General features: G+C 72.7%; 21 protein-coding genes and 1 riboswitch. Of the genes, 15 read left to right on the top strand and 6 right to left on the bottom strand.

The window, feature by feature from the left end:
* The first annotated feature begins 13 nt into the window (after positions 1-13).
* On the top strand, positions 14-484 hold the full coding sequence (locus IW248_RS17880) for a GNAT family N-acetyltransferase (RefSeq protein ID WP_196927911.1): 471 nt from the start codon (positions 14-16) through the stop codon (positions 482-484).
* Between the two features lie 194 nt (positions 485-678).
* On the opposite strand, the gene IW248_RS17875 is transcribed toward IW248_RS17880, so the two are convergent.
* A complete protein-coding gene (locus IW248_RS17875) occupies positions 679-1,260 on the bottom strand; it encodes a GNAT family N-acetyltransferase (protein WP_196927910.1) in 582 nt (193 codons plus the stop codon).
* A 35-nt stretch (positions 1,261-1,295) separates the two neighbouring features.
* On the opposite strand from IW248_RS17875, the gene IW248_RS17870 reads away from it, so the two are divergent.
* Positions 1,296-2,570 carry a glycosyltransferase 87 family protein gene (locus IW248_RS17870; RefSeq protein WP_196927909.1) on the top strand — a complete coding sequence of 425 codons (1,275 nt, stop codon included), beginning with the start codon at positions 1,296-1,298 and terminating at the stop codon, positions 2,568-2,570.
* On the opposite strand, the gene IW248_RS17865 is transcribed toward IW248_RS17870, so the two are convergent.
* The gene (locus tag IW248_RS17865) at positions 2,469-3,020 is read right to left on the bottom strand and encodes a GNAT family N-acetyltransferase (protein WP_196927908.1); all 552 of its coding nucleotides are present in this window, start codon (positions 3,018-3,020) and stop codon (positions 2,469-2,471) included. The two genes, IW248_RS17870 and IW248_RS17865, sit on opposite strands and share 102 nt — an antisense overlap.
* Before the next feature lie 79 nt (positions 3,021-3,099).
* Between IW248_RS17865 and IW248_RS17860 the strand changes: the two genes are divergently transcribed.
* The 5 genes from IW248_RS17860 (at position 3,100) to IW248_RS17840 (ending at position 9,284) form a co-directional block, all read left to right on the top strand.
* The gene (locus IW248_RS17860; protein WP_196927907.1) at positions 3,100-4,329 is read left to right on the top strand and encodes a winged helix-turn-helix domain-containing protein; all 1,230 of its coding nucleotides are present in this window, start codon (positions 3,100-3,102) and stop codon (positions 4,327-4,329) included.
* A gap of 4 nt (positions 4,330-4,333) precedes the next feature.
* Positions 4,334-4,984: a DUF2752 domain-containing protein gene (locus tag IW248_RS17855; protein WP_307788035.1), complete on the top strand. Its 651-nt coding sequence runs from the start codon at positions 4,334-4,336 to the stop codon at positions 4,982-4,984.
* Between the two features lie 844 nt (positions 4,985-5,828).
* Complete coding sequence (gene thyX, locus IW248_RS17850) at positions 5,829-6,569, top strand: FAD-dependent thymidylate synthase (RefSeq protein WP_196930254.1); 741 nt, start codon at positions 5,829-5,831, stop codon at positions 6,567-6,569.
* A 47-nt stretch (positions 6,570-6,616) separates the two neighbouring features.
* The gene (dapA, locus tag IW248_RS17845; RefSeq protein ID WP_196927906.1) at positions 6,617-7,543 is read left to right on the top strand and encodes a 4-hydroxy-tetrahydrodipicolinate synthase; all 927 of its coding nucleotides are present in this window, start codon (positions 6,617-6,619) and stop codon (positions 7,541-7,543) included.
* A 52-nt stretch (positions 7,544-7,595) separates the two neighbouring features.
* Positions 7,596-9,284, top strand: coding sequence for a ribonuclease J (locus IW248_RS17840; RefSeq protein WP_196927905.1), 1,689 nt, complete (start codon positions 7,596-7,598; stop codon positions 9,282-9,284).
* 60 nt (positions 9,285-9,344) lie between these two features.
* Here the strand turns inward: IW248_RS17840 and IW248_RS17835 are convergent, their stop codons facing one another.
* Positions 9,345-10,997 carry a type III secretion system chaperone family protein gene (locus IW248_RS17835; RefSeq protein WP_196927904.1) on the bottom strand — a complete coding sequence of 551 codons (1,653 nt, stop codon included), beginning with the start codon at positions 10,995-10,997 and terminating at the stop codon, positions 9,345-9,347.
* Entirely contained in the window at positions 10,994-11,473 is a 480-nt protein-coding gene (locus IW248_RS17830) for a type III secretion system chaperone family protein (protein WP_196927903.1), read from the bottom strand. Before IW248_RS17830 ends, IW248_RS17835 begins: the two co-directional genes overlap by 4 nt.
* Before the next feature lie 113 nt (positions 11,474-11,586).
* On the opposite strand from IW248_RS17830, the gene IW248_RS17825 reads away from it, so the two are divergent.
* Positions 11,587-14,046 carry an FtsK/SpoIIIE family DNA translocase gene (locus tag IW248_RS17825; RefSeq protein ID WP_196927902.1) on the top strand — a complete coding sequence of 820 codons (2,460 nt, stop codon included), beginning with the start codon at positions 11,587-11,589 and terminating at the stop codon, positions 14,044-14,046.
* A 68-nt stretch (positions 14,047-14,114) separates the two neighbouring features.
* Here the strand turns inward: IW248_RS17825 and IW248_RS17820 are convergent, their stop codons facing one another.
* Both IW248_RS17820 and sugE read right to left on the bottom strand, forming a co-directional pair.
* Positions 14,115-14,360, bottom strand: coding sequence for a hypothetical protein (locus IW248_RS17820; RefSeq protein WP_196927901.1), 246 nt, complete (start codon positions 14,358-14,360; stop codon positions 14,115-14,117).
* Positions 14,361-14,442: 82 nt separating this feature from the next.
* A complete protein-coding gene (gene sugE, locus IW248_RS17815; RefSeq protein WP_124816787.1) occupies positions 14,443-14,757 on the bottom strand; it encodes a quaternary ammonium compound efflux SMR transporter SugE in 315 nt (104 codons plus the stop codon).
* Positions 14,758-14,818: 61 nt separating this feature from the next.
* Positions 14,819-14,889: riboswitch (guanidine-III (ykkC-III) riboswitch) on the bottom strand.
* A 92-nt stretch (positions 14,890-14,981) separates the two neighbouring features.
* Between sugE and IW248_RS17810 the strand changes: the two genes are divergently transcribed.
* The 7 genes from IW248_RS17810 (at position 14,982) to pspM (ending at position 21,667) form a co-directional block, all read left to right on the top strand.
* Complete coding sequence (locus tag IW248_RS17810) at positions 14,982-15,905, top strand: ornithine cyclodeaminase family protein (protein WP_196927900.1); 924 nt, start codon at positions 14,982-14,984, stop codon at positions 15,903-15,905.
* 80 nt (positions 15,906-15,985) lie between these two features.
* On the top strand, positions 15,986-17,494 hold the full coding sequence (gene rimO / locus IW248_RS17805) for a 30S ribosomal protein S12 methylthiotransferase RimO (protein WP_196927899.1): 1,509 nt from the start codon (positions 15,986-15,988) through the stop codon (positions 17,492-17,494).
* A 77-nt stretch (positions 17,495-17,571) separates the two neighbouring features.
* Positions 17,572-18,162 (top strand): CDP-diacylglycerol--glycerol-3-phosphate 3-phosphatidyltransferase, encoded by a 591-nt coding sequence (gene pgsA, locus IW248_RS17800; RefSeq protein WP_196927898.1) that lies wholly within the window; start codon positions 17,572-17,574, stop codon positions 18,160-18,162.
* 276 nt (positions 18,163-18,438) lie between these two features.
* Positions 18,439-18,948, top strand: a complete 510-nt coding sequence (locus tag IW248_RS17795) for a CinA family protein (protein ID WP_307788034.1) — start codon at positions 18,439-18,441, stop codon at positions 18,946-18,948.
* Positions 18,949-19,349: 401 nt separating this feature from the next.
* Positions 19,350-19,784: a helix-turn-helix domain-containing protein gene (locus IW248_RS17790; protein ID WP_030489447.1), complete on the top strand. Its 435-nt coding sequence runs from the start codon at positions 19,350-19,352 to the stop codon at positions 19,782-19,784.
* Positions 19,785-19,982: 198 nt separating this feature from the next.
* Entirely contained in the window at positions 19,983-20,858 is an 876-nt protein-coding gene (locus IW248_RS17785) for a PspA/IM30 family protein (protein ID WP_124822688.1), read from the top strand.
* Between the two features lie 23 nt (positions 20,859-20,881).
* Positions 20,882-21,667 (top strand): phage shock envelope stress response protein PspM, encoded by a 786-nt coding sequence (gene pspM / locus IW248_RS17780; RefSeq protein WP_196927897.1) that lies wholly within the window; start codon positions 20,882-20,884, stop codon positions 21,665-21,667.
* Positions 21,668-21,766 lie beyond the last annotated feature (99 nt).

Raw genomic sequence — 21,766 nt, 5'->3', positions numbered from 1 at the left:
TAGCATCCGCCGGATGATCGATGCGGGATACCTGGACCGGGCCGGGCGGCGAGTCACGCTGCGGCCGGTCGACGACGACAACTGGCGGGCTGTGGCAGACGTCGCCCCGCGCGACGACCAGCGCCGGTTCGTGGCCGCGCTGGGTGCCCGCTACCTGCTGCTCAGCATGCGCTCCGAGGTGTGGAACTCACTCGCGGTGTACGCCGACGAAACCGTCGTCGGTCACGTCATGTGGGGCGTTGACGACGACGGGTCGCACTGGATCGGCGGGATGCTGATCGACGCTGCCGAGCAGGCCCAGGGCGTCGGCCGCGCCACGGTGCAAACCCTGGCCCCCTGGCTGGCGGCCCGGGGCGGCAACCCCCCGGTCCGCCTCTCGTACCACCCCGACAACACTGCGGCCGCGGCCCTCTACGCCTCCCTGGGCTTCCACCCGACGGGCGCCGTGGACGACGACGAGCTGATAGCCGAACAAGCCCCCTAACCCCGCGCGATCTTGCACTTTCTGTCGCGACATAAAGCGCATTCCGTGCATGTCGACAACCGAAACTGCAAGATCGCCGGGAGCGTTCGGCCTGGCCTGCACCGCGCGTCGCCGCCGCACAGCTCCGGCCCGCGACGGCTCGGACAAGGGCTGACCGGCCCGGTGTGGCGGCCCGGCCGGGCCGCCACAGCGGTTCACTCGACCGGCACCTTCTCGGTCGGCACGCCCACGTGCAGGCGCACCTGCGGCACCAGCATGTCGTCGACGTCCAGCGCGCGGGCCGCGCCGTCGAGCTCCCACCCGGTGCTGGTGAGGAACTTGCGGGTCGCCTCGTCGCCGTCGAACGCCCAGGCCACCGCCCGGCTCATGCCGTCCTCCCGCCACAGGTCGACTACGGCGGCGAGCAGCCGACTGCCGTGCCCCCGCCGGCCCCAACGCGGCTCGACCAGCAGGTCGGTCACGGCGGCCACGTCCGGGCCGAGCGCGTCGGCTGGCTCGCCCGGGGCCAACGCCTCGCCGTCGGCCGGGCCGGAGGCGGCGAACCCCACCAGATACGATTGCTCGGCCTGTTCGACGGCGACCAGCACCCGGTGCGCGCCCGAGGGCGGCTCCAGCACCGCGGCGCTCCACCGCCGGGCGAGGAACGCCTCGTCCAGGTTGTCGAGCACATGCCGAGGCAGGATCCGGCGGTACGCGACCCGCCAGGTCGCGAGCTGGATGCGTGCGATCTCGCCGGCGTCCTCGGGACGCGCCGGGCGGACGTACCCGAGAGCCATGGGACGGAAGCCTACGCAGGGCGAGGGAGACGACGGTGGCGCAGGGTGCCAACAGGACGACCACGCAGGTCGTCGGGGTGGTGGTGCTCGCCGCGGCGGTCACCGGGTTCCTCGCCGTCGCAGCCGTCCGGCACGGTTTCTTCGACCTGAAGGTCTACTACGGCGCGCTGACCTGGTGGGTGCACGACGGCGGGGAAATCTACGACTACCTCAAGCCGGGCACCCAGTACGGCTTCACCTACCCGCCGTTCGCCGCACTGGTGATGCTGCCGATGGCGTACCTGCCGTGGTCGGCCGCGATCGTGGTGAGCGTGCTCGCCAGCGTGGCCACCACCGCGGTGCTGATCTGGTGGCTGGTCGACCCGATCGCCCGGCGCGCCGGCTGGACCCGGTGGTTCGCCCTCGCCGTGGCGCTGTGCCTGGTCGCCGCGTTCGAGCCGATGCGGGAGACGGTCAACTTCGGCCAGGTCAACACGCTGCTGCTCTTCCTGGTGGCGGTGGACCTGCTGCGGTTGCTGCCGGCCGACAACCGGTGGACCGGGGTGGGCATCGGCCTCGCCACGGCGATCAAGCTGACCCCGGGCGTGTTCATCGTCTACCTGTTGGTGACCGGGCGCTGGCGGGCGGCGCTCACCGCCAGCGGTACGGCCGCCGGGGTGTCGCTGCTGGCCGCCGCGCTCTTCCCGGACGCGTCCCGGGAGTTCTGGACCGAGGCGTTGTGGAACACCGGCCGGGTCGGCGAGTTGGCCTTCGTCTCCAACCAGTCGCTACGCGGGGTGGTCGCCCGGCTCGACCCGGAGCACCCGAGCACCCTGCTGTGGCTGCTGCTGGTGCTCGGCACCCTGGCGCTCTGGGCCTGGCGGTCCCGGGCTGCCGTCGCGGCCGGCGACGAGGCGACCGGCCTGGCGCTGACCGGCGCCGTGATGTGCCTGGTCAGCCCGGTCACCTGGGTGCACCACCTGGTCTGGCTGCTGCCCGCGTTGATCCTGCTGGTCGACAACGCGATGGCCACGCCGGCCGGCCGCCGACGGCGGGTCCTGCTGGTCGCCGCGACCATCGGGTACGCGCTGCTGATCAGCCGGACCGTCTGGTTCTGGGAGAAGGACTTCACAGGCGTCGACGGCTTCCTGGGCAGCAACGCCTACGTGTGGATCAGTCTGGCGTTGCTGGCCTTCCTGCCGATCCGCCGGTGGCTGACCCCGGACGGGTCAGCGGTCGAGGCGTCCGGCGTACCGCAACTCGACGAGCCCGACCGGCGGGCCCCCGCCGGCCAGCGGCACCTGGTAGGTCGACCGCTCACCGTCCGGTGACAGGCCGGCGCGCTCGCAGAACCGGCGAGCCCGCCGATTGTCCGCCAGCACCCACGCCCGGTACCCGGCCCAGCCCCGCTCGGTGAGCCCGCTCCGGGCGGCGTCCAGCAGCGCGGCTGCGGTCCCGTCACCCCAGCGGGCCGGCTCCACGTAGAGCGCCACCACCTCGCCGACCGTCGGGTCCAGGTCGTCCCGGTCCTGGTTGCGGCGGTACGGCCCGAAGGTGGTGAAGCCCACGACCGACCCGTCCACCTCGCCGAGCAGAGTGGTGAACGGGTGCTCCGGATCGGCGGTGCCGACGTCGCGACGACGCTGCGCCCAGGCCACCACGTTGAGCCGCCCGAGCACCTCGTCCGGCATGAAGCCGGCATAGCCCGCCTGCCAGCCGTGCACGTGTACCCGGGCGACCGCCTCGGCGTCGTCCGGCTCCTCCCGACGGATGGTCAGCATTGCACCGTTCTATGCCCCGTTGGTCGTCACGTCCAGCTTCCCGCACCGGCGTCGTACCGATGAATTAAGGTCGCCGACGATGAGCGCACCGGAATCACTCTCGCTCGCCCAGGCCCGCCGCGTGGCGCTGACCGCCCAGGGCTTCGCCGACCCGGCGCCGACGGGCGTGCCCACCCGCCGGCACCTGCGTCGGGTGCTGGGCCGGGTCGGGCTGATCCAGATGGACTCGGTCAACGTGCTGCAACGCGCGCACTACCTGCCGCTCTACAGCCGGCTCGGGCCCTACCCGACCACCCTGCTCGACCAGGCCGCCTACCGACGCCCACGCGAGCTGTTCGAATACTGGGGCCACGAGGCGTCGCTGGTGCCGGTGGAGCTGCACCCGATGCTGCGCTGGCGGATGGCCCGCGCGCACAGCGAATCCTGGGGCGGCATGCGACGGATCGCCCAGGAGCAGCCGGAGCTGGTCGCCTGGGTTCGGGACGAGGTGGCCGCCCGAGGCCCGCTGACCGCCGCCGAGATCGAGCACGACGCGCCCCGGGAGACCGGCAACTGGGGGTGGAACTGGTCGGCGGTCAAGCGGGCGTTGGAGTTCCTGTTCTGGGCCGGGGAGGTGACCGCCGCCGAGCGCAGCACCTCCTTCGCCCGCCGCTACGACCTGCCCGAGCGGGTGTTGCCCCCAGCGGTGCTGGCCACGCCCACCCCGAGCGACGCCGAGGCGTACCGCACGCTGGTGGCCCTCGCCGCGCGCTCGCTCGGGGTGGCCGCCGAGCCGGAGCTGCGCGACTACTTCCGGTTGCCGCTGGCCGGCGCCCGGCAGGCCGTCGCGGAGCTGGCCGAGGCCGGTGAGCTGGTGCCGGTCACCGTGGCGGGCTGGCGACAGCCGGCCTGGCTGCACACGTCCGCCCGGCTGCCCCGCTGGGTGCGGGGCAACACACTGGTCAGCCCCTTCGACCCGCTGATCTGGGAACGTGCCCGCACCGAGCGGCTGTTCGACTTCAGCTACCGGATCGAGATCTACGTCCCGGCGCCACAACGGGTCTACGGCTACTACGTGTTGCCGTTCCTCCAGGGCGACCGGTTCACCGCCCGGGTCGATCTGAAGGCCGATCGCAAGGCCGGGGTGCTGCTGGTGCCGGCAGCCTGGCTCGAACCCGGCGCAGACCCGGGGGAGACCGCGGTGGCGCTCGCCGCCGAGCTGTACCGGCTCGCCGGCTGGCTCGGCCTGGACGCGGTCGCACCGCCGACAGTTGGCGACCTGGCCGGTCCACTCAGGGCCGCATTGGCCGGCGTGTCCGGTGTACCGTGAGCGTGTGACGAGCGTTCCCGGACCGGTCAACCAGCCGCAGCCCGCCCCCGGCGCGGTCCACACGGCGCCGCCCGACGGGTTCGGTCCCGACGGGTTCGGTACCGGTGGCGCGAGTCCCCACGGGTTCGATCCCCACGGTTTCGGTCCCGGCGGCTCGGGTCCGGAGGGTTGGCCGACGACCCCGCCCGCTGGCTACGCGGCGCCGGAGCCGGATCGGCTGACCCGCTTCGTGCTGCGACTCTACGAACGTTCCCCGCGCTGGGCGGTGCCGCTGGCCGCGCTCGGCTGCGTCGGCATCGGCATGAGCTACGCCATGCTCAGCAACCCGACCCACGCCGACCCGGATGCCGCGCCCACCTGTCTGCTCAAGTTGACCACCGGGCTGGACTGCCCGGGCTGTGGCGGCACCCGCGCACTCTGGTACGTGCTGCATGGCGACCTGCCGGCCGCCGCCCGGCACCACTTCCTGTTCATCTTCGCGCTGCCGTTCCTCGCGTACCTCTTCGTGGCCTGGGCGGGAAGCCAGGCGTTCGGTTGGCGAATGCCCGAGCTGCGGATCAGCTCGAAGGCCATCGGCGGTTTCCTGGCCGCGTGGCTGGCCTTCTCGGTGCTCCGCAACCTGCCCTGGGCGCCGTTCACCTCGCTCTACGTCTGACCTGCCGCCGCCCGACCTGCCGCTGCCGGACGCGGTCGCCGGCCTGATCGCGTTGGGGCCGGCCGCCATCGCTCAATCTGCCGTCGTCGGCCGCGCCGGTGCCCGAAGCGCCGGTGCGCGGATACGGGGCTCGGCCGGGATGCACTGTTCGGGCGTCCTTTGGAGCTGATTCGTTTACGACATCACGGGTCTCCTCCGGTGCCCACCACCCATGATCGACTCGGGTATCCGGGAAACCGGGCCATCCACCCGACCCGGATGCCCCGACTTTCAGGAACCCGAGTCGATCACCCTCTGGGCAGCGGCGCACCCGCGTCCGCCGCGCACAGCGGCCGACGCAGCTCGCCCCAACATCGTGCTCGATCCTGGATGTAGTGGCGTCGAGCGCGGCGGATGCCACTACATCCATGGTTTTGCGCGATCTTGCGGACGGAAGCGGCTGCCGGGCCGCTCGGGCCGCTCGGCTCGTTCGGGTCGCCTGAGCGCCTGAGCGGCGCTCGGGCCTCGGGCCTCGGGCCTCGGGCCTCGGGCCTCGGGCCTCGGGCCTCGGGCCTCGGGCCTCGGCCTGGGCGACCCATCCGCCGGGGCTGATGTCGTCAACGATTCAGCTCCAAAGGACGCTGATGGAACTGTCCGTCCCCGGCCTCGACAACGATGCCTGGACCCTGGATCCCGGCCCGGCCCGGCCCGGCCCGGCCCGGCCCGGACCCGCGTGGCCCGGCCCGGACCCGCCCGCGCCTGGGCGTCCTCGGCTCCGCCGCTGGCTGAGTGATCGACATTGCACGGGGCGTGCCTGAGTTGGGCCGGGCGGCACCCCACCACTAAAGTCCCAGGAATGCCGGACATGGTGCAGCCCCAGGTCAAGTTGATCGCGTGGACCCAATTCGCGGCCCCGGACGACGTGCCGTGGTCGACCGACGCGGAGGGTGGCCAGGCGCTCGCCGAATTCGCCGGCCGGGCCTGCTACCAGTCGTGGAAGAAGCCGAACCCGGTGACCGCCACCAACGCCGGTTACCTGGCGCACATCCTCGAAGTGGGCCACCTTAGCGTGCTGGAGCACGGTTCGGTCACCTTCTACTTCACCGGGGTGTCCCGTTCCTTCACCCACGAGTTGATCCGGCACCGACACTTCTCGTACTCCCAGCTGTCCCAGCGCTACGTCCCGGAGCGGGACGCGGCCATGGTCGAGCCGGCCGTCATCGCCGACGACCCGGAGCTGCACAAGAAGTTCGTGGAAGCCGCCGAGGCGAGCGTTCGGGCGTACACCGAGTTGCTGGAGGGCCTCGAGCAGCGTTTCTCCGACGAGCCGAACCCGACGCTGCGCCGCAAGCAGGCCCGGCAGGCGGCCCGGGCGGTGCTGCCCAACGCCACCGAGACCCGGATCGTGGTCTCCGGCAACTACCGGGCCTGGCGGCACTTCGTCGCGATGCGGGCCACTGAGCACGCCGATGTGGAGATCCGTGAGCTGGCCGTGGAGTGCCTTCGGCAGCTCCAGGGCGTCGCTCCGAACGTGTTCGCCGACTTCGTGATCTCCACGCTGCCGGACGGCACCGAAGTGGCGGCCAGCCCGCACGAGGCGTCCTGAGCCCTTCCCCGGCGGGCCCCGGCTGGTCGTCCGCTAGGTTGGAGGGTATGACGCACGACCACCTCGACGCCGCGGCCCGACCGGCGTCCCGCCCCTTCGGCCGGCTGCTCACAGCCATGGCGACCCCGTTCGCCCCCGACGGTTCCCTCGATCTCGACGGCGCCGCCCGGCTGGCGAGCCACCTGGTTGACGAGCAGGGCAACGACGCGTTGGTGGTCAACGGCACCACCGGCGAGTCGCCGACCACCACCGACGCGGAGAAGGAACAGCTGATCCGGGCCGTGGTGGAGGCCGTCGGTGACCGCGCCAAGGTGGTCGCGGGCGTCGGCACCAACGACACCCGGCACACCATCGAGCTGGCCGCCGCCGCCGAGAAGGCGGGCGCGCACGGCCTGTTGGTGGTCACCCCGTACTACAGCAAGCCGCCGCAGAGCGGCTTGCTGCGACACTTCACCGCGGTGGCCGACGCCACCGGCCTGCCGGTGATGCTGTACGACATTCCGCACCGCTCCGGCGTGCCGATCGACACCGAGACGTTGGTCCGGCTCGCCGAACACGGCCGGATCGTCGCGGTCAAGGACGCCAAGACCGACCTGACCGCCACCAGCTGGGTCACCAGCCGGACCACCCTCGCCTTCTACTGCGGCGAGGACGCCCTCACCCTGCCGGCGCTGGCCGTCGGATCCGTGGGCGTGGTCGGTACCTCGACGCACTTCACCGGGGCGCTGACCGCACAGATGATCGAGGCGTTCGACGCGGGGGACATGCCGACCGCGCTGGCCCTGCACCGGCGGCTGCTGCCGCTGTTCACCGGCATCTTCCGTACCCAGGGCACCATCCTGGTGAAGGCGGGCCTGGCGTCGCTGGGTCTGCCGGCCGGCCCGGTGCGACCCCCGCTCGTGGACGCCACCGACGACGAGATCGCCCAGCTGCGCGCGGACTTCGCGGCAGCGGGCCTGGAGCTGCCCGAATGAACGAACGACACGATGGACGTCGAGTAACGGCGTCGCAGAATGAGGTGGACGCGTGACCGAGGCGCACATCGAGGCGGAACTACCCCCGCCGCTGCCGGAAGGCGGCCTGCGGATCATCCCGCTCGGCGGGCTCGGCGCCATCGGTCGGAACATGACCGTCTTCGAGTACGACGGCAAGTTGCTGATCGTCGACTGCGGGGTTCTGTTCCCCGACGTCGAGCAGCCGGGTGTGGACCTGATCCTGCCCGACTTCGGCCCGATCCTGGACCGGCTGGCGGACGTCCAGGCGATCGTGCTGACGCACGGTCACGAGGACCACATCGGCGCGGTGCCGTACCTGCTCGCCCACAAGCCCGACATCCCGCTGGTCGGCTCACAGTTCACCCTCGCCCTGGTCGAGGCCAAGTTGGCCGAGCGGCGGATCCAGCCGTACACGCTGACCGTGCGGGAGGGCGGCCGTGAGCGGCTCGGCCCGTTCGAGTGTGAGTTCTTCGCGGTCAACCACTCGATCCCGGACGCCCTCGCGGTGGCCATCCGTACCCCCGCCGGCCTGGTGCTGCACACCGGCGACTTCAAGATGGACCAGCTCCCGCTGGACGGTCGGATCACCGACCTGGCCGGCTTCGCCCGGCTCGGCGCCGAAGGCGTCGACCTGCTGCTGTCCGACTCCACCAACGCGGAGATCCCCGGCTTCGTCACCCCGGAGCGGGAGATCGGGCCGGTGCTCGACTCGATCTTCGCGAAGGCCAAGGGTCGCATCATCGTGGCGTCGTTCGCCTCGCACGTGCACCGCGTGCAGCAGGTCTTCGACTCCGCCGCCGAGCACGGCCGTAAGGTCGCGCTGATCGGCCGGTCCATGGTCCGCAACATGGGCATCGCCCGGGACCTCGGCCTGCTCAACATCCCGGCCGGCCTGGTCATCAGCATCGACGAGGCGACCACTCTGCCGCCGGACGAGATCGTGCTGATGTCCACCGGTTCCCAGGGTGAGCCGATGAGCGCGCTGGGCCGGATGGCCAGCGGCGACCACCGGCACATCACCATCGCCCCCGGCGACACCGTCGTGCTGGCCTCCTCACTGGTGCCCGGCAACGAGACCTCGGTCTACCGGGTGATCAACCGGCTCGCCCGGGCCGGCGCGGTGGTCGTGCACAAGGACGTGGCCAAGGTGCACGTCTCCGGGCACGCCCCCGCCGGGGAGCTGCTCTACCTGCTCAACGTGGTCCGGCCCAGCAACCTGATGCCGGTACACGGCGAGTGGCGTCACCTGCGCGCCCACGCCCGACTCGGCATCGAGTCCGGGGTCGCCGCCGACCGGGTGGTGATCTGCGAGGACGGCGACGTGGTCGACCTGGTCGAGGGCCGCGCCACCCTGGTCGGGCACGTGAAGAGCCGGTACGTCTACGTGGACGGCCTCGCCGTCGGTGACGTCAGCGAGTCGCTGCTCACCGAACGGCGGATCCTCGGTGACGGCGGTTTCATCGCCACCACAGTGGTCGTCGACTCGGTCACCGGCAAGGTGGTCGCCGGCCCGACGCTGTCCGCGAAGGGCTTCTCCGAGGACCCGGAGGCGTTCAACCCGGTGGTCCCGCTGGTCACCGAGGCGCTCAACCGGGCCGCGGCGGAAGGCATCACCGACCCGCACCAGCTCCAGCAGATCGTCCGGCGGACCGTTGGGCGGTGGGTCAACGACAAGTACCGTCGTCGTCCGATGATCGTGCCCACCGTCGTCGAGGTCTGACCGCACGCGTCACGATGCCCGCCCGCACCTCGTGTGCAGGCGGGCATCGCCGTTCCGAAATCAGGGCAGCGCGGCGACCGCCTCGGCGTACGCGACGCCGGTGGCGATGGCGGCGTCCATGAGGATCCGCAGCTGCGCCGGGGCGACCCCGTGCGCCAGGTCGGTGGCCACGTCGCCGGCCAGCACCAACTCGTCGCCGAGGTCGTGCGCGTACGCCTTGGGCAGCAGCCGGTCGTGGTTCCACGCGTTGCAGAAGGCGTACACCTCGGCGCGGCGGGCCGCCGGCAGCCGGCGGTTGGCCATGGCGCGGGCGTGCAGCACCTCACCGCGCTCACCGGCCCGCCGGAACTGGATCACCGCCCCCTCCCAGTGGCCGACCACGGCCCCGCCCTCGTCCACCAGGTACCGGTCGCCGCGCCCGTCCAGGATCGCGGTGATCATGCCGAGGGAGAGCGCGGACAACTCGCGCTCACCCAGCTCGGTCTCAGCGTCGGAGCTGTCGGTGTCGGGCTCGTCGGGATCGTCGGGCCGGTCGTCGGTGGGCAGCGGAACCGCCGCCGCGAGTGGGCGATCGGCCAACCAGGCGGCCATCCGTCCGGAGTGGTGCCCGGTGCCGTTGCGCGCGTCGAAGCTGCCGGCCAACTCGTTGGCCACCCCGAGCAGTAGCGCCCCGAGCGTGGCGACCTCCAACTCGGTGGCCGTTCGCTCGCCGTACGCCGGGCGGGGCATCGTCCGCCCGCCCAGCCCGGCGTCGGCGGCCAACCCGCAGACCAGTGCCCCGGCGGCGGCGAACTCCATGGCGGCGAGATCGTCGGTCGGCCGGTCCAACCGGGGTAGCTGCTCGGCCAGAATGGTCAGCCCGCGTTCCAGGTGCCCGCCCAGCGCGCAGAACCGCAGGTGCGCGGCGAGGTGGGGGAATGCCGCGCGCTCGCGCCCGTGTCGGCGGTACGCCCGCACGTGGGCCGCCGCCGCCCGTGTCGGCTCACCGGTGCGGAGTGCGGGCAGCAGGCCGGCGACCAGGTCCCGCTCGGGTTGGTCGGTGCAGGACTGCGGGTCGCCGTCGGAATCCGTGAGCTCGGTGAGCGCGGCGGCCCACTCGCCCCAGCCAGCCAGCAGTTCGGCGCGCCGGGCCGAGGCGCAGCCCGGGCAGCCGCCGGCCGGGCCGGGTCGTTTTCCGGACCACCGCTCGTACCAGTGCCGCGCGGTGGGCTCGTCGCCCAGGTGATCGGCGATCCGGCAGTGCAGCTCCGCGACGGTCGGTGTGTCCGGGCCGTCCGCGCCGACCCGGTGGGCCAGGTCGTGCAGCAGGGACCGGGTCTGGTCCAGCCCGACCCGGGGGGTGCCGAGCAGCGCCTCCACCGCGTACCGCTGGTAGCGCAGCAGCAGCCCGGTTTCCGTGTCGGTGAGCAGGTCGGGCCGGTGGTCGGCGGCGGCGCGGCAGCGCCGGACCGGCTCGACCAGGCGCCACCGTTCCCCGTGCAGCAGGTACGCCTCGATCAGCGCGAACCGCGCGTCCATCCCGGACCGGACGTCGCCGGCCGCGTCGGCACGCTCGGCGAGCCGTTCCAGGGCCACCTGCCGGGCTGGGCCGTCGGGGAGGTCCCGGGCGTCGGCGAGCGCGGCCTCCAGCGCCGGTACGCGCGCGAGGCGGTCACCGGGACCGGTGGGCGGCGTGCCGGTGCGGCTGCCGGTGAACTCGTCCCGGCCGGTCATGACGGGACCGCCCCGGGCAGTCGACGGACCGCCACGGCCAGCTGGCAGCCGGTGGAGATGCCACAGTCGACCAGTTGGTCGAGCTGGTGTGGGGTCACGCCGCGTTCCAGGTCGGTGATCACCTCGCCGTACACCCGGGCCCGACCGTCGTCGTCGACGTGCACGAACGCCTTCGGCCAGAGCCGGTCGTGGTTCCAGGAGTTGCAGAACGCGTACAGGTCGGGCACCCGTTCGATGCCGAAGGTCGGATCGACCATGGTGCGGATCTGGAGCAGCTCTCCGTCGCCGCCGACGCGGAGGAACCAGATCATGTTGTCGTCGAAGTGGCCCACCAGCTCGCCGTCCAGGGTCAGGCCGACAGACCGGCCGCGGGCAGCGAGCACCGCGGCGACCAGTTCGCCGGTCAGCGGACGCAGTGCGCCAGGGTGCCCGGCCAGCGGATCGTCCGGATCGCCTTCGATTTCCGGCGACGCCATGGGGCATCCCTTCTGAGGCGGATATCACGACCGGCGGTGGGGTTCGTGTTACGACGCGCGGACACGACCCGGAAAAGCGGGGATCTGCCCGGCCCCACCGTTACCGTGACTCTATGGCGGGCCGTACCTCTCAGGCGAGCCGGCGGCGCGGCGCGTCGCCGCGCGGTGGCACCAACAGTCGTGCCCGTCAACCGGCGAAGAAGGCCACCCGGGCGCCGGTCCGACGTCGCACGACGCCGCCGCGGCCCGGCCCGGCGGTCTACGTGGGCCGCGCGGTCGGGGCACTGTGGATGGGGCTGGCGCACGGGATGGGCTGGGCCGTGCGCGCTGCCGGCCGGCAGGCCGCCTCGGCCCGTGACCTCGACCCGGAGCACCGCCGCGACGGTGCCGGGCTGCTCATGTTCGGGCTCGCCCTGCTCTCCGCCGTGGCGCTCTGGCTGTCCGGAGCGGGGCCGGTGGGCGCTCGACTGGCCGACACGATCCGGCTGTTCCTGGGCGCGATCTCGGTGGTCGTACCGGTGCTGTTGATGATCGGCGCGTGGCGACTGATGCGTCAGCCGGCGGATCCGGAGCACCGGGGCCGCGGGCTGATCGGCTGGGGTTCGCTGCTGGTGTCGACCGCCGCGCTGCTCCAGATCGGCCAGGACCCGGCCGACCCGCTGGAGCGTGACTTCGCCGGCGGTCTGGTCGGCGCGGGCGTCGGCGGGCTGCTGGAGCGGGCGGTGACCGCCTGGGTGGCGGTGCCGCTGCTCATCCTGCTGCTGCTCTTCGGCCTGCTCGTGGTGACCGCGACGCCGATCAACAAGATCCCGGAGCGGCTGGGCCTGCTCGCCGGTGGGCTGGTCGGCGCACCGGAGGCGGACGAGGAGGCGGACGAGGTGGCCGCCAAGCCGGCGCGCAAGCGACCGGCGAAGCGGATGCCCGCGCCACTGGACCCGGACGACTTCGAGGACCTGGACGGCGCGGACCTCCAGGAGACCATGGTGCTGCCGCGCAAGTCTCCGGCGAAGGTGCCGGCGAGCCGCAAGCCGCAGGCCGAGCCGCCGGAGCACTCGCCCGCCCCGACCCGGGCCGAGCAGCTCGCGTTGACCGGGCTGTCCGGGGACTACACCCTGCCGCCGGCCAACATGCTGAGTGCCGGTGCCGCCGCGAAGACCCGCAGCAAGGCCAACGACGAGGTGATCGCCGCGCTGACCGGCGTGTTCGACCAGTTCGATGTGGACGCCGCGGTCACCGGCTTCACCCGTGGCCCGACCGTCACCCGTTACGAGGTGGAGCTGGGGCACGGCGTCAAGGTCGAGCGGATCACCCAGCTGTCCCGCAACATCGCGTACGCGGTGAAGTCGCCGGACGTGCGGATTCTCAGTCCGATCCCGGGCAAGAGCGCCGTCGGCGTGGAGATCCCGAACACCGACCCGGAGAACGTCGCCCTCGGCGACGTGCTGCGTTCGCGGGCGGCGACCAGCGATCACCACCCGATGGTCGTGGCGCTCGGCAAGGACATCGAGGGCGGCTACGTGGTGGCCAACCTCGCCAAGATGCCGCACATCCTGATTGCCGGCGCCACCGGTGCGGGCAAGTCGAGCTGCCTCAACACCCTGCTGGTGTCCATCCTCACCCGGGCCACCCCGGACGAGGTGCGACTGCTGCTGATCGACCCGAAGCGGGTCGAGATGACCGGCTACGAGGGCATCCCACACCTGGTCACCCCGATCGTGACAAACGCGAAGAAGGCGGCCGACTCGCTGGACTGGGTGGTCCGCGAGATGGACATGCGCTACGACGACCTCGCCGCCAACGGCGTCCGGCACATCGACGACTTCAACCGCAAGGTTCGCAACGGCGAGATCAAGGCTCCGCCGGGCAGCGAACGCGAGATGCGTCCGTACCCGTATCTGTTGGTGATCGTGGACGAGCTGGCCGACCTGATGATGGTCGCGCCGCGCGACGTGGAGGACTCGGTCGTCCGGATCACCCAGCTGGCCCGGGCCGCCGGCATCCACCTGGTGCTGGCCACCCAGCGTCCCTCGGTCGATGTGGTGACCGGTCTGATCAAGGCGAACGTGCCGTCCCGGCTGGCGTTCGCCACGTCCTCCCTCGCGGACTCCCGGGTCATCCTCGACCAGCCGGGCGCGGAGAAGCTGCTCGGCCGCGGTGACGGGCTCTTCCTGCCGATGGGCGCCTCCAAGCCGGTCCGCATCCAGGGCGCCTGGGTGACCGAGCGCGAGATCGCCGATGTGGTGAAGTTCTGCAAGGACCAGCGCGAGCCGGAGTTCCGCAAGGACGTGCTGGCCCCGGCGCAGGAGACCAAGAAGAAGCCCGACGAGGACATCGGCGACGACCTGGACCTGTTGGTGCAGGCGGTGGAGCTGGTGGTCACCTCGCAGTTCGGCTCGACCTCGATGCTCCAGCGCAAGCTGCGGGTCGGTTTCGCCAAGGCGGGCCGCCTGATGGACCTGATGGAGACCCGGGGTGTGGTCGGGCCGTCCGAGGGGTCGAAGGCGCGCGACGTGCTGGTCAAGCCGGACGAGCTGGAAGACGTCCTGGCGGGCCTGCGCGGCGACGGGAACTGACCGGCGGCCGACCCCGGACGCACGACGGGCCCGCCGGAATCCGGCGGGCCCGTGACGTGGGGGAGTGGTCAGTTGCTGATCAGCGCGGAGAAGATCACGATGCTGATGATCGCGGCGACGACGCTGGCCGCGGCGGCGTACCAGCCCAGCGGCTTGTCGCCGAGCACCGCGCCGACGACGCCGGCGATGACGCCGAGCACGCCGAAGATGATCGGGTTGAGCAGCAGGGCCAGGACAGCGAAGACGAAGCCCACGATGGTGAGGATGCGGGCGGCGTTGCTGCGGGGACGGGCGGTGCTCGGCATGTCGGCCATGTCTTCCTCCGGGTGAGAGCCTGTCGTGACGAATCGATCACTACCCACTGTGGGCGCTGGTCACGCCTGTCGGCGGGGCACCTCAGTGGAAGATCTTCAACCCGATCACGCCCGCGACCACCAGCAGGAGGCAGAGGATTCGGGGCAGGCTCGCCGACTCGCCGAGCGCCAGCATCCCGACCAGCGCGGTGCCGACCGCGCCGATGCCGACCCAGACCGCGTAGCCGGTGCCGACGGGGATGTCCCGCAGCGCGTACGACAGCCCGGCCATGCTCAGCAGCAGGGTCACCGCGAACACCACGGACGGGATCAGCCGGCTGAAACCGGCGCTGCGGTCCAGGGCGATCGCCCAGGCCGTCTCCAGCAGTCCTGAGATCACCAGTACGAGCCAGGCCATCGTTCACCTCACCGGAAGCGCCCGGGGCTGCCGCGCCGGGACGAGTCGAGTCTGCACGTCACGCGGGGCGTCTTGGCCTGACCGGGTACGCCCACCACTCGTCCGGAGTGGCCACGTGTATCCGGCCACCGGTGCCGACGCTAGCACCGACCCCGGCGGCGCGGCGGTGACCACCGCCACGGCCGGTTGACCTCTACCTGACTTCAACTTGCAGTATTGCCACTATGACCATGCTCTACGCCGACCCCGAGGTCGCCGCCGCGCTGGACGCCGCCACCACGGTCGACGCCATGCGCGCTGCGGTCCTGGCCGCGTACGAGGGACGCCTGATCGCGCCGCCCCGGGCAGCCGCGCCGCTGAGCGGCGGGCGGATGGTGCTCACCGCCGGGCACCTGGTCGGCGAGTGGTACGGCTTCCGCTCCTACGACACCTTCGGTCACCCGCAGGGCGAGCAGCTGGTGGTGCTGCACGACGCCCGGACCGGGGCGGTCCGGGCGGTCGCCGTCGGCGAGGAGCTGGGCTCCCGTCGTACCGGAGGGTTGGGGGGCCTCGCGGTCGACGCGCTGGCCCGTCCCGATGCCGCCACCCTCGGGGTGATCGGCTCCGGCCGGCAGGCGTGGACCCAGGTCTGGGCCGCCGCCGCGGTCCGCCCGTTGCGCGAGGTGGTGGTGCACAGTCGGTCCGCCGCTCGCCGGGAGGCCCTCGCCGCCCGGGTCCGTGGCGAACTGGGCGTGCCGGCCCGCGCGGTGGCCGACCCGGCCTCGGCCGTCGCCGGGCGGGACCTGGTGGTGCTGGCGACCACCAGCCCCACCCCGGTGCTCCGCGCCGCCGACCTCAGCCCCGGCACGCACGTCAACGCGGTCGGCTTCAAGCAGCGCGGCCGCAGCGAGTTCGGCACCGACCTGCTGGACACCGCCGACCTGCTGGTCACCGACTCGCCGGCCCAGGCGGCGGACTACCAGCCACCGATGCTCGCGGCCACACCCCCGTACGCCGGCGGGTTGCGCGACCTGGGCGGCATCCTGGCCGGCGCGGTCCCCGGCCGGACCACCGCGGACCAGATCTCCGTCTTCTGCTCCACCGGCCTGGCCGGCACCGAGGTGTTCCTGCTCGACGCGCTGACCCGGGTTGGCGCCGAGGCGCGCTGATCGGAATGACGTTCGCCTCCGTGTCGACGGTCTCCGCAGCCCGCGTGCGTGGGCTTACCCGGCCGGCCCGGTACCCTCGGATGGTGTCTGCCACCTCTCCTTCTCCCGCTGACCACGCCGAGGGCCGTCGCGTCGCCCTGCTGACCCTGGGCTGTGCCCGCAACGAGGTCGACTCGGAGGAGCTGGCCGCCCGCCTGCACGCCGACGGCTGGCAGGTGACCACCGACGGCGAGGGCGCCGACGTGGTGGTCGTCAACACCTGCGGTTTCGTGGAGAAGGCCAAGCAGGACTCGATCCAGACCCTGCTCGCCGCCGCCGGAACGGGCGCCAAGGTGGTCGCCGCGGGCTGCATGGCCGAGCGGTACGGCCGGGAGTTGGCCGACAGCCTCCCCGAGGCCCAGGCGGTGCTGAGCTTCGACGACTACCCCGACATCGCCGCCCGGCTGAACGCCGTCGTCGCCGGCGAGCAGATCACCGCGCACACCCCACGGGACCGGCGCGAGCTGCTGCCGCTGACCCCGGTGCAGCGCCGCGACAGCACTGTGTCGCTGCCCGGCCACGGCACCGTGACCCGCACCGTCGTCGACACCGACGAGCACACCCCGGCACACCTGCGCCAGGTGCTGCGCCGGCGGCTCGACACCGGTCCGGTGGCCTCGCTGAAGCTGGCCAGCGGCTGCGACCGCCGCTGCGCGTTCTGCGCCATCCCGGCCTTCCGGGGGGCCTTCGTCTCACGTACGCCGGACGAGCTGCTCGCCGAGGCGGAGTGGTTGGCCAAGACCGGCGTACGGGAGCTGGTGCTGGTCAGCGAGAACTCCACCTCGTACGGCAAGGACCTGGGTGACCCGCGCGCCCTGGAGAAGCTGCTGCCGCAGCTCGCCGCGGTGACCGGCATCGTCCGGGTGCGGGCGAGCTACCTGCAGCCGGCCGAGACCCGGCCCGGGCTGGTCGAGGCGATCGCCACCACCCCGGGCGTGGCACCGTACTTCGACCTGTCGTTCCAGCACTCCAGCGAGCCGGTGCTGCGCCGGATGCGGCGTTTCGGCTCCACCGACCGGTTCCTGGAGCTGCTGGCCAGCGCCCGCGCCCTGGCCCCGGAGGCCGGCGCCCGGAGCAACTTCATCGTCGGTTTCCCCGGCGAGACCCGCGCCGACGTCGACGAGCTGGTCCGGTTCCTGACCGAGGCCCGGCTCGACGCGATCGGCATGTTCGACTACAGCGACGAGGACGGCACCGAGGCCGCCGGCCTGCCCGGCAAGGTCTCCGCCGCGACGATCAAGCGGCGCTACGACCGGCTCAGCGCCCTCGCCGACGAGCTCTGCTCCCAGCGGGCCGAGGACCGGCTCGGCTCGACCGTCGAGGTGCTTGTCGACTCGATCGAGGACGGCGTGGTGGAGGGCCGGGCAGCGCACCAGGCGCCCGAGGTGGATGGCTCCACCACCCTCGTCGCCCCGGTCGAGGGTGGCGTCGATCTGGCCGCGCTGCGTCCGGGCGATCTGGTACGCGCAACGGTGACCGGCACCGAAGGGGTGGACCTGCTCGCTGTGCCGGATGAGATGATCTCGGCTTCGCCCGGCGCGGCACGGTGACGGCGGGCCCGAGCGGAGCGGGGGACCCAGGTGGTGCGGTGCCGGGAACGCCACGGCGGCCCGAGCGGAGTGCTGCGGTGACCGGGGCGACGGAGTCGACGCCGGGCCGGGTGGTGGCCGTGGTGCCCGTCGTCAACGCGGCCAACGCGCTGACCGCCCTGCGGCTGGTGCTGGTTCCGGTCTTCGGCGCCTCGGTGATCGTGTCGGGGATGACCCACGCCGGTTGGCGGATGGCGGCCTGCCTGATCTTCGCGGTGGCCTCCGCGACCGACCTGGTGGACGGCTGGATCGCCCGCCGGTTCGGGCTGGTCACCTCGGTCGGCAAGGTGGCCGACCCGATCGCCGACAAGGCGCTCACCGGCGCGGCGCTGGTGCTGCTCTCCTGGTACGACCAACTGCCCTGGTGGGTGACCGCGCTGATCCTCGTCCGCGAGCTGGGCATCACCGGGCTGCGGTTCTGGGTGATCCGGCACGGCGTGATCGCCGCCAGCCGAGGCGGCAAGGTCAAGACGGCGCTCCAGATCCTGGCCATCGCCTGGTACCTCTGGCCGATGCCGGCCTCGCTCGCCACCGTCGGCCCCTGGATCATGGCCGCCGCCGTCCTGGTCACCGTCGCCACCGGCTTCGACTACATAGCCCAAGCCCTACGCCTCCGCCGCCCCCGCTAACCCCGCACCCCCACCCCGCCCCCCACCCCCACCCCACCCCCGGGCCTCCCGGCCCGGGGCCGCGCCCCCGTTGATCATGAAGTTATTGCCCTCCGGGGCGGCGTGTCGTGACGCTAACTTCATGATCAACGCGATTGGGTCGGGGGTTGGGGGCAGTTGGGTTGGGGATCGGTGGGTGGGGAAGGACTGGTTTGTGCGGCGGGGGCGAGGGACGGGGTGGCGGTGGACGGGGCGGACGGTGCTCGGGTGGGTGGTGCTGGGGTGAGTGGTGCTGGGGTGACTGGTGGTGAGGTGGACGGTGCCGAGGTGGGCAGTGCGGCGGCGGGGGTCGTGCACCGGCTGGCCGAGCGACACGAGACCCTGGCCACCGTCGAATCGCTCACCGGCGGGTCACTGGCCGCTTCGATCGTGAACATCGCCGGGGTCAGCGGCATCTACCGAGGTGGCCTCGTGGTCTACGCCACCGAGTTGAAGGCGACCCTGGCTGGCGTACCCGCTGACCTGCTGTCCGAGCGGGGGCCGGTGGACCCGGAGGTGGCGGCGGCGCTCGCCGAGGGTGGCCGGCAGCGGTGCGGCGCGGACTGGGGGCTGGCCACCACCGGGGTCGCCGGCCCCGAGCCGCAGGACGGGAAGCCCGTGGGCCTGGTCTACGTCGCGGTCGCCGGACCGAACGGCGGTGAGGTCCGCCAGCTCGACCTGGGCGGCGGACGGGACCACGTCCGCGCGACGGCGGTGGTCGAGGCGCTGCGGCTGCTCGCCGAGCGACTGGTCGCCGCGACACCGTGAACACCAAGGTCAGAACCACGCAGGCCGGCACCACGCAGGCCGGCACCACGCAGGCCGGCACCACGCAGGCCGGCACCACGCAGGCCGGCACCACGCAGGCCGGCACCACGCAGGCCGGCACCACGCAGGCCGGCACCACGCAGGCCGGGACCAGGGAAGGGGCCGGGAGTGGCGGCCGGGACCCGAGGCCGGAAGTGCGGCCGGGGCCGTCCGGAACGGGGCGGAAACGGGCGGCGGCGCGCCCGGGAGGCCCGTCCCGACGAACCGACGGGCGGGGCGGGATGTCGCCCGGGCTCGCAACGGGTACGGTTGCGGGAAGGCTCCGACGTTCGGGGTCGGCGCGGCCCGCCGCGACCGGCTGCCCAGCGCCGGGCGCGAGGTATCCCTCAGGGGGAGGTGCGATGATCCTGCTACGCCGGGTGATCGGTGACGCACTGCGAGCGCGCCGGCAGGGGCAGCAGCGCACGCTGCGTGAGGTCTCCACCGCCGCCAACGTCAGCCTCGGCTACCTCTCCGAGATCGAGCGGGGGCACAAGGAGCCGTCGAGCGAGCTGCTCGCCGCGATCTGTGACGCCCTCGGGGCCCGCCTGTCCGAGTTGCTGCTGGAGGTGAGCGACACCGTGGCGCTCGCCGAGCAGATGCCCGGGGTGCTCGTCTCGATGCAGGACGAGCCGGCCGACGCCGCAGCCAAGAGCACCAACCGGGGTGTCCGTCAGGTCACCTCCGACGGCAAGGTCGCCGTGTCGGTCCGTCAGGACTCGCCGCTCAAGGCCACGCTGCGCAGCACCCGGGTCCGCCCCACCGAGCGCGACCGGGACGTGGTCTGCGCCGCCTGAGTCGCCCGTCGGGTTGACCATGGGCGGGCTGGCCCCGGCCGCGTAGGGTTGCTCGCAGGAGCCGCCGGTGCTGTCGACCGCCCGGTACGGATGCCTCGTTGGCGTTCGGCTGGGACGATGGAGGCCGGCCGGTCACGGGCGGTCGGTTCAGCCGGCCCGGCCGTGGTGGAGCGACGCTACTGAGGGGATACCACGGAGATGGCGAACCCGTTCGTCAAGGGTTGGAACTACCTGATGGCGCTCTTCGGTGCGAAGATCGACGAGCACGCCGATCCCAAGGTGCAGATCCAGCAGGCCATCGAGGATGCCCAGCGGCAGCACCAGGCGCTGGTTCAGCAGGCGGCCGCGGTGATCGGCAACCAGCGTCAGCTGGAGATGAAGCTGTCCCGGCAGATGTCCGAGGTCGAGCGGTTGCAGGGCAACGCCCGGCAGGCCCTGGTGCTGTCCGACCAGGCCCGGGCCAAGGGCGACGAGGCCGAGGCGGTGCGGTTCGAGCAGTCCGCGCAGACGCTGGCCAGCCAGCTCGTCTCCGCCGAGCAGGCCACCGAGGACCTGAAGACCCTGCACGACCAGGCGTTGGGTGCAGCCGCCCAGGCCCGCCGAGCGGTCGAGAACAACTCGATGATCCTCCAACAGAAGCTCGCCGAGCGCACCAAGCTGCTCAGCCAGCTGGAGCAGGCCAAGATGCAGGAGACCGTGGCCCGCTCGCTGGAGTCGATGTCGTCGCTGACCGCGCCCACCAACACCCCGTCGTTGGACGAGGTGCGCGACCGCATTGAACGGCGGTACGCCAACGCGATGGGTCGCGCCGAACTGGCCGGCAACTCCGTCGAGGGCCGTATGTTGGAAATTCAGAAGGCCACTATCGACTCGGCCGGCTCGGCCCGGTTGGAGCAGATCCGGTCCAGCATGGCGGGGGAGCAGCTCGGCGGCGGTGCTGCCCAGCGTCCGGCCGTGCCGCAGGCCGAGAAGACCGGCCCGGCCAACGACCCGACGGCCGCCGCCCGACTGGACGAGTTGCGCGCCAGCATGGCTCGCGAGCGGGGCACCGGCGACCCGACCGCCGCCGGCTGAACGACCGGACCGAGGAGTTCACTGTGGCAGACGAGCGGACACGGTACTTCCGGAGGCTGGGTCGGCTTCAGCGGTCGGCCCGGCGGTGGAGTGTGCTGGCCGGTGGGCTCGGCGGCGCGGCGGCGGTGCTGACTCCGTACGCCGGCCTTGGTCTGCCCGACGCGGCCTGGGCCGGCGCCGCAGGCAGTGCGGTGGCGCTCGCCGCCTGGCGGTGGATCGACGTGCGTGCCCTGGCCGCCCAGCCGGCGCCCCCCGCGCTCGACCCGGCCGAGGCGGCGGCCCGGTCACGGGCCCGGTTGATCGCCGCCGTCGAGCGGCTGCCGGTCGGCCCTGGCGTGCTGGCCGAGGTGCGCCGGGTCCGTTCCCGGATCGCGCTGCGTGGCACCAGCGCAGGGGAGCAGTGGGCCCGACTGGACCGGGCGGCGCTCACCCTGGCCGGGATGGCCCCCCGACTCACCGGGCTGGCCGAGCCGGCGGTGCTGGAGGCCGCTGCCGCCGACCGCTCACTGCGCGACCTGGCCGCACGGGTGGCCAGCGTCGAACGCGCGCTGCGGCTGGCCCCGGCCGACGCTCGGCCGCCGCTGGCCGAGGCGCATGCCGCGCTGACCGCCCAACTGGAGGGCGGGGTGGCGGCGTACGAACGGTTGGTGGTCGCCGCCGCCGGCTACCTGGCCGAGGACGCCCGACCGGAGACCGCCCACCCCGCCGCCGACCGGCTCACCGAGGCGACCGACCTGCTGCACGGGGTCGCCGGGGCCCTCGCCGAGCTGCGGGCCGTCGGCACCCCGCTGCGCACGCCGACCCGCTGACGGCGGACCCGCGCCGAAGCCACGCGCCGACAGCGCACCCGCGCCGAAGCCACGCGCCGACAGCGCACCCGCGCCGAAGCCACGCGCCGACAGCCCATC

The organism is Micromonospora ureilytica (assembly GCF_015751765.1).
Taxonomy (GTDB): Bacteria; Actinomycetota; Actinomycetes; order Mycobacteriales; family Micromonosporaceae; genus Micromonospora; species Micromonospora ureilytica.
Note: the sequence above shows the minus strand (reverse complement) of the source record. Positions and strands in the feature narration are given on the sequence as shown.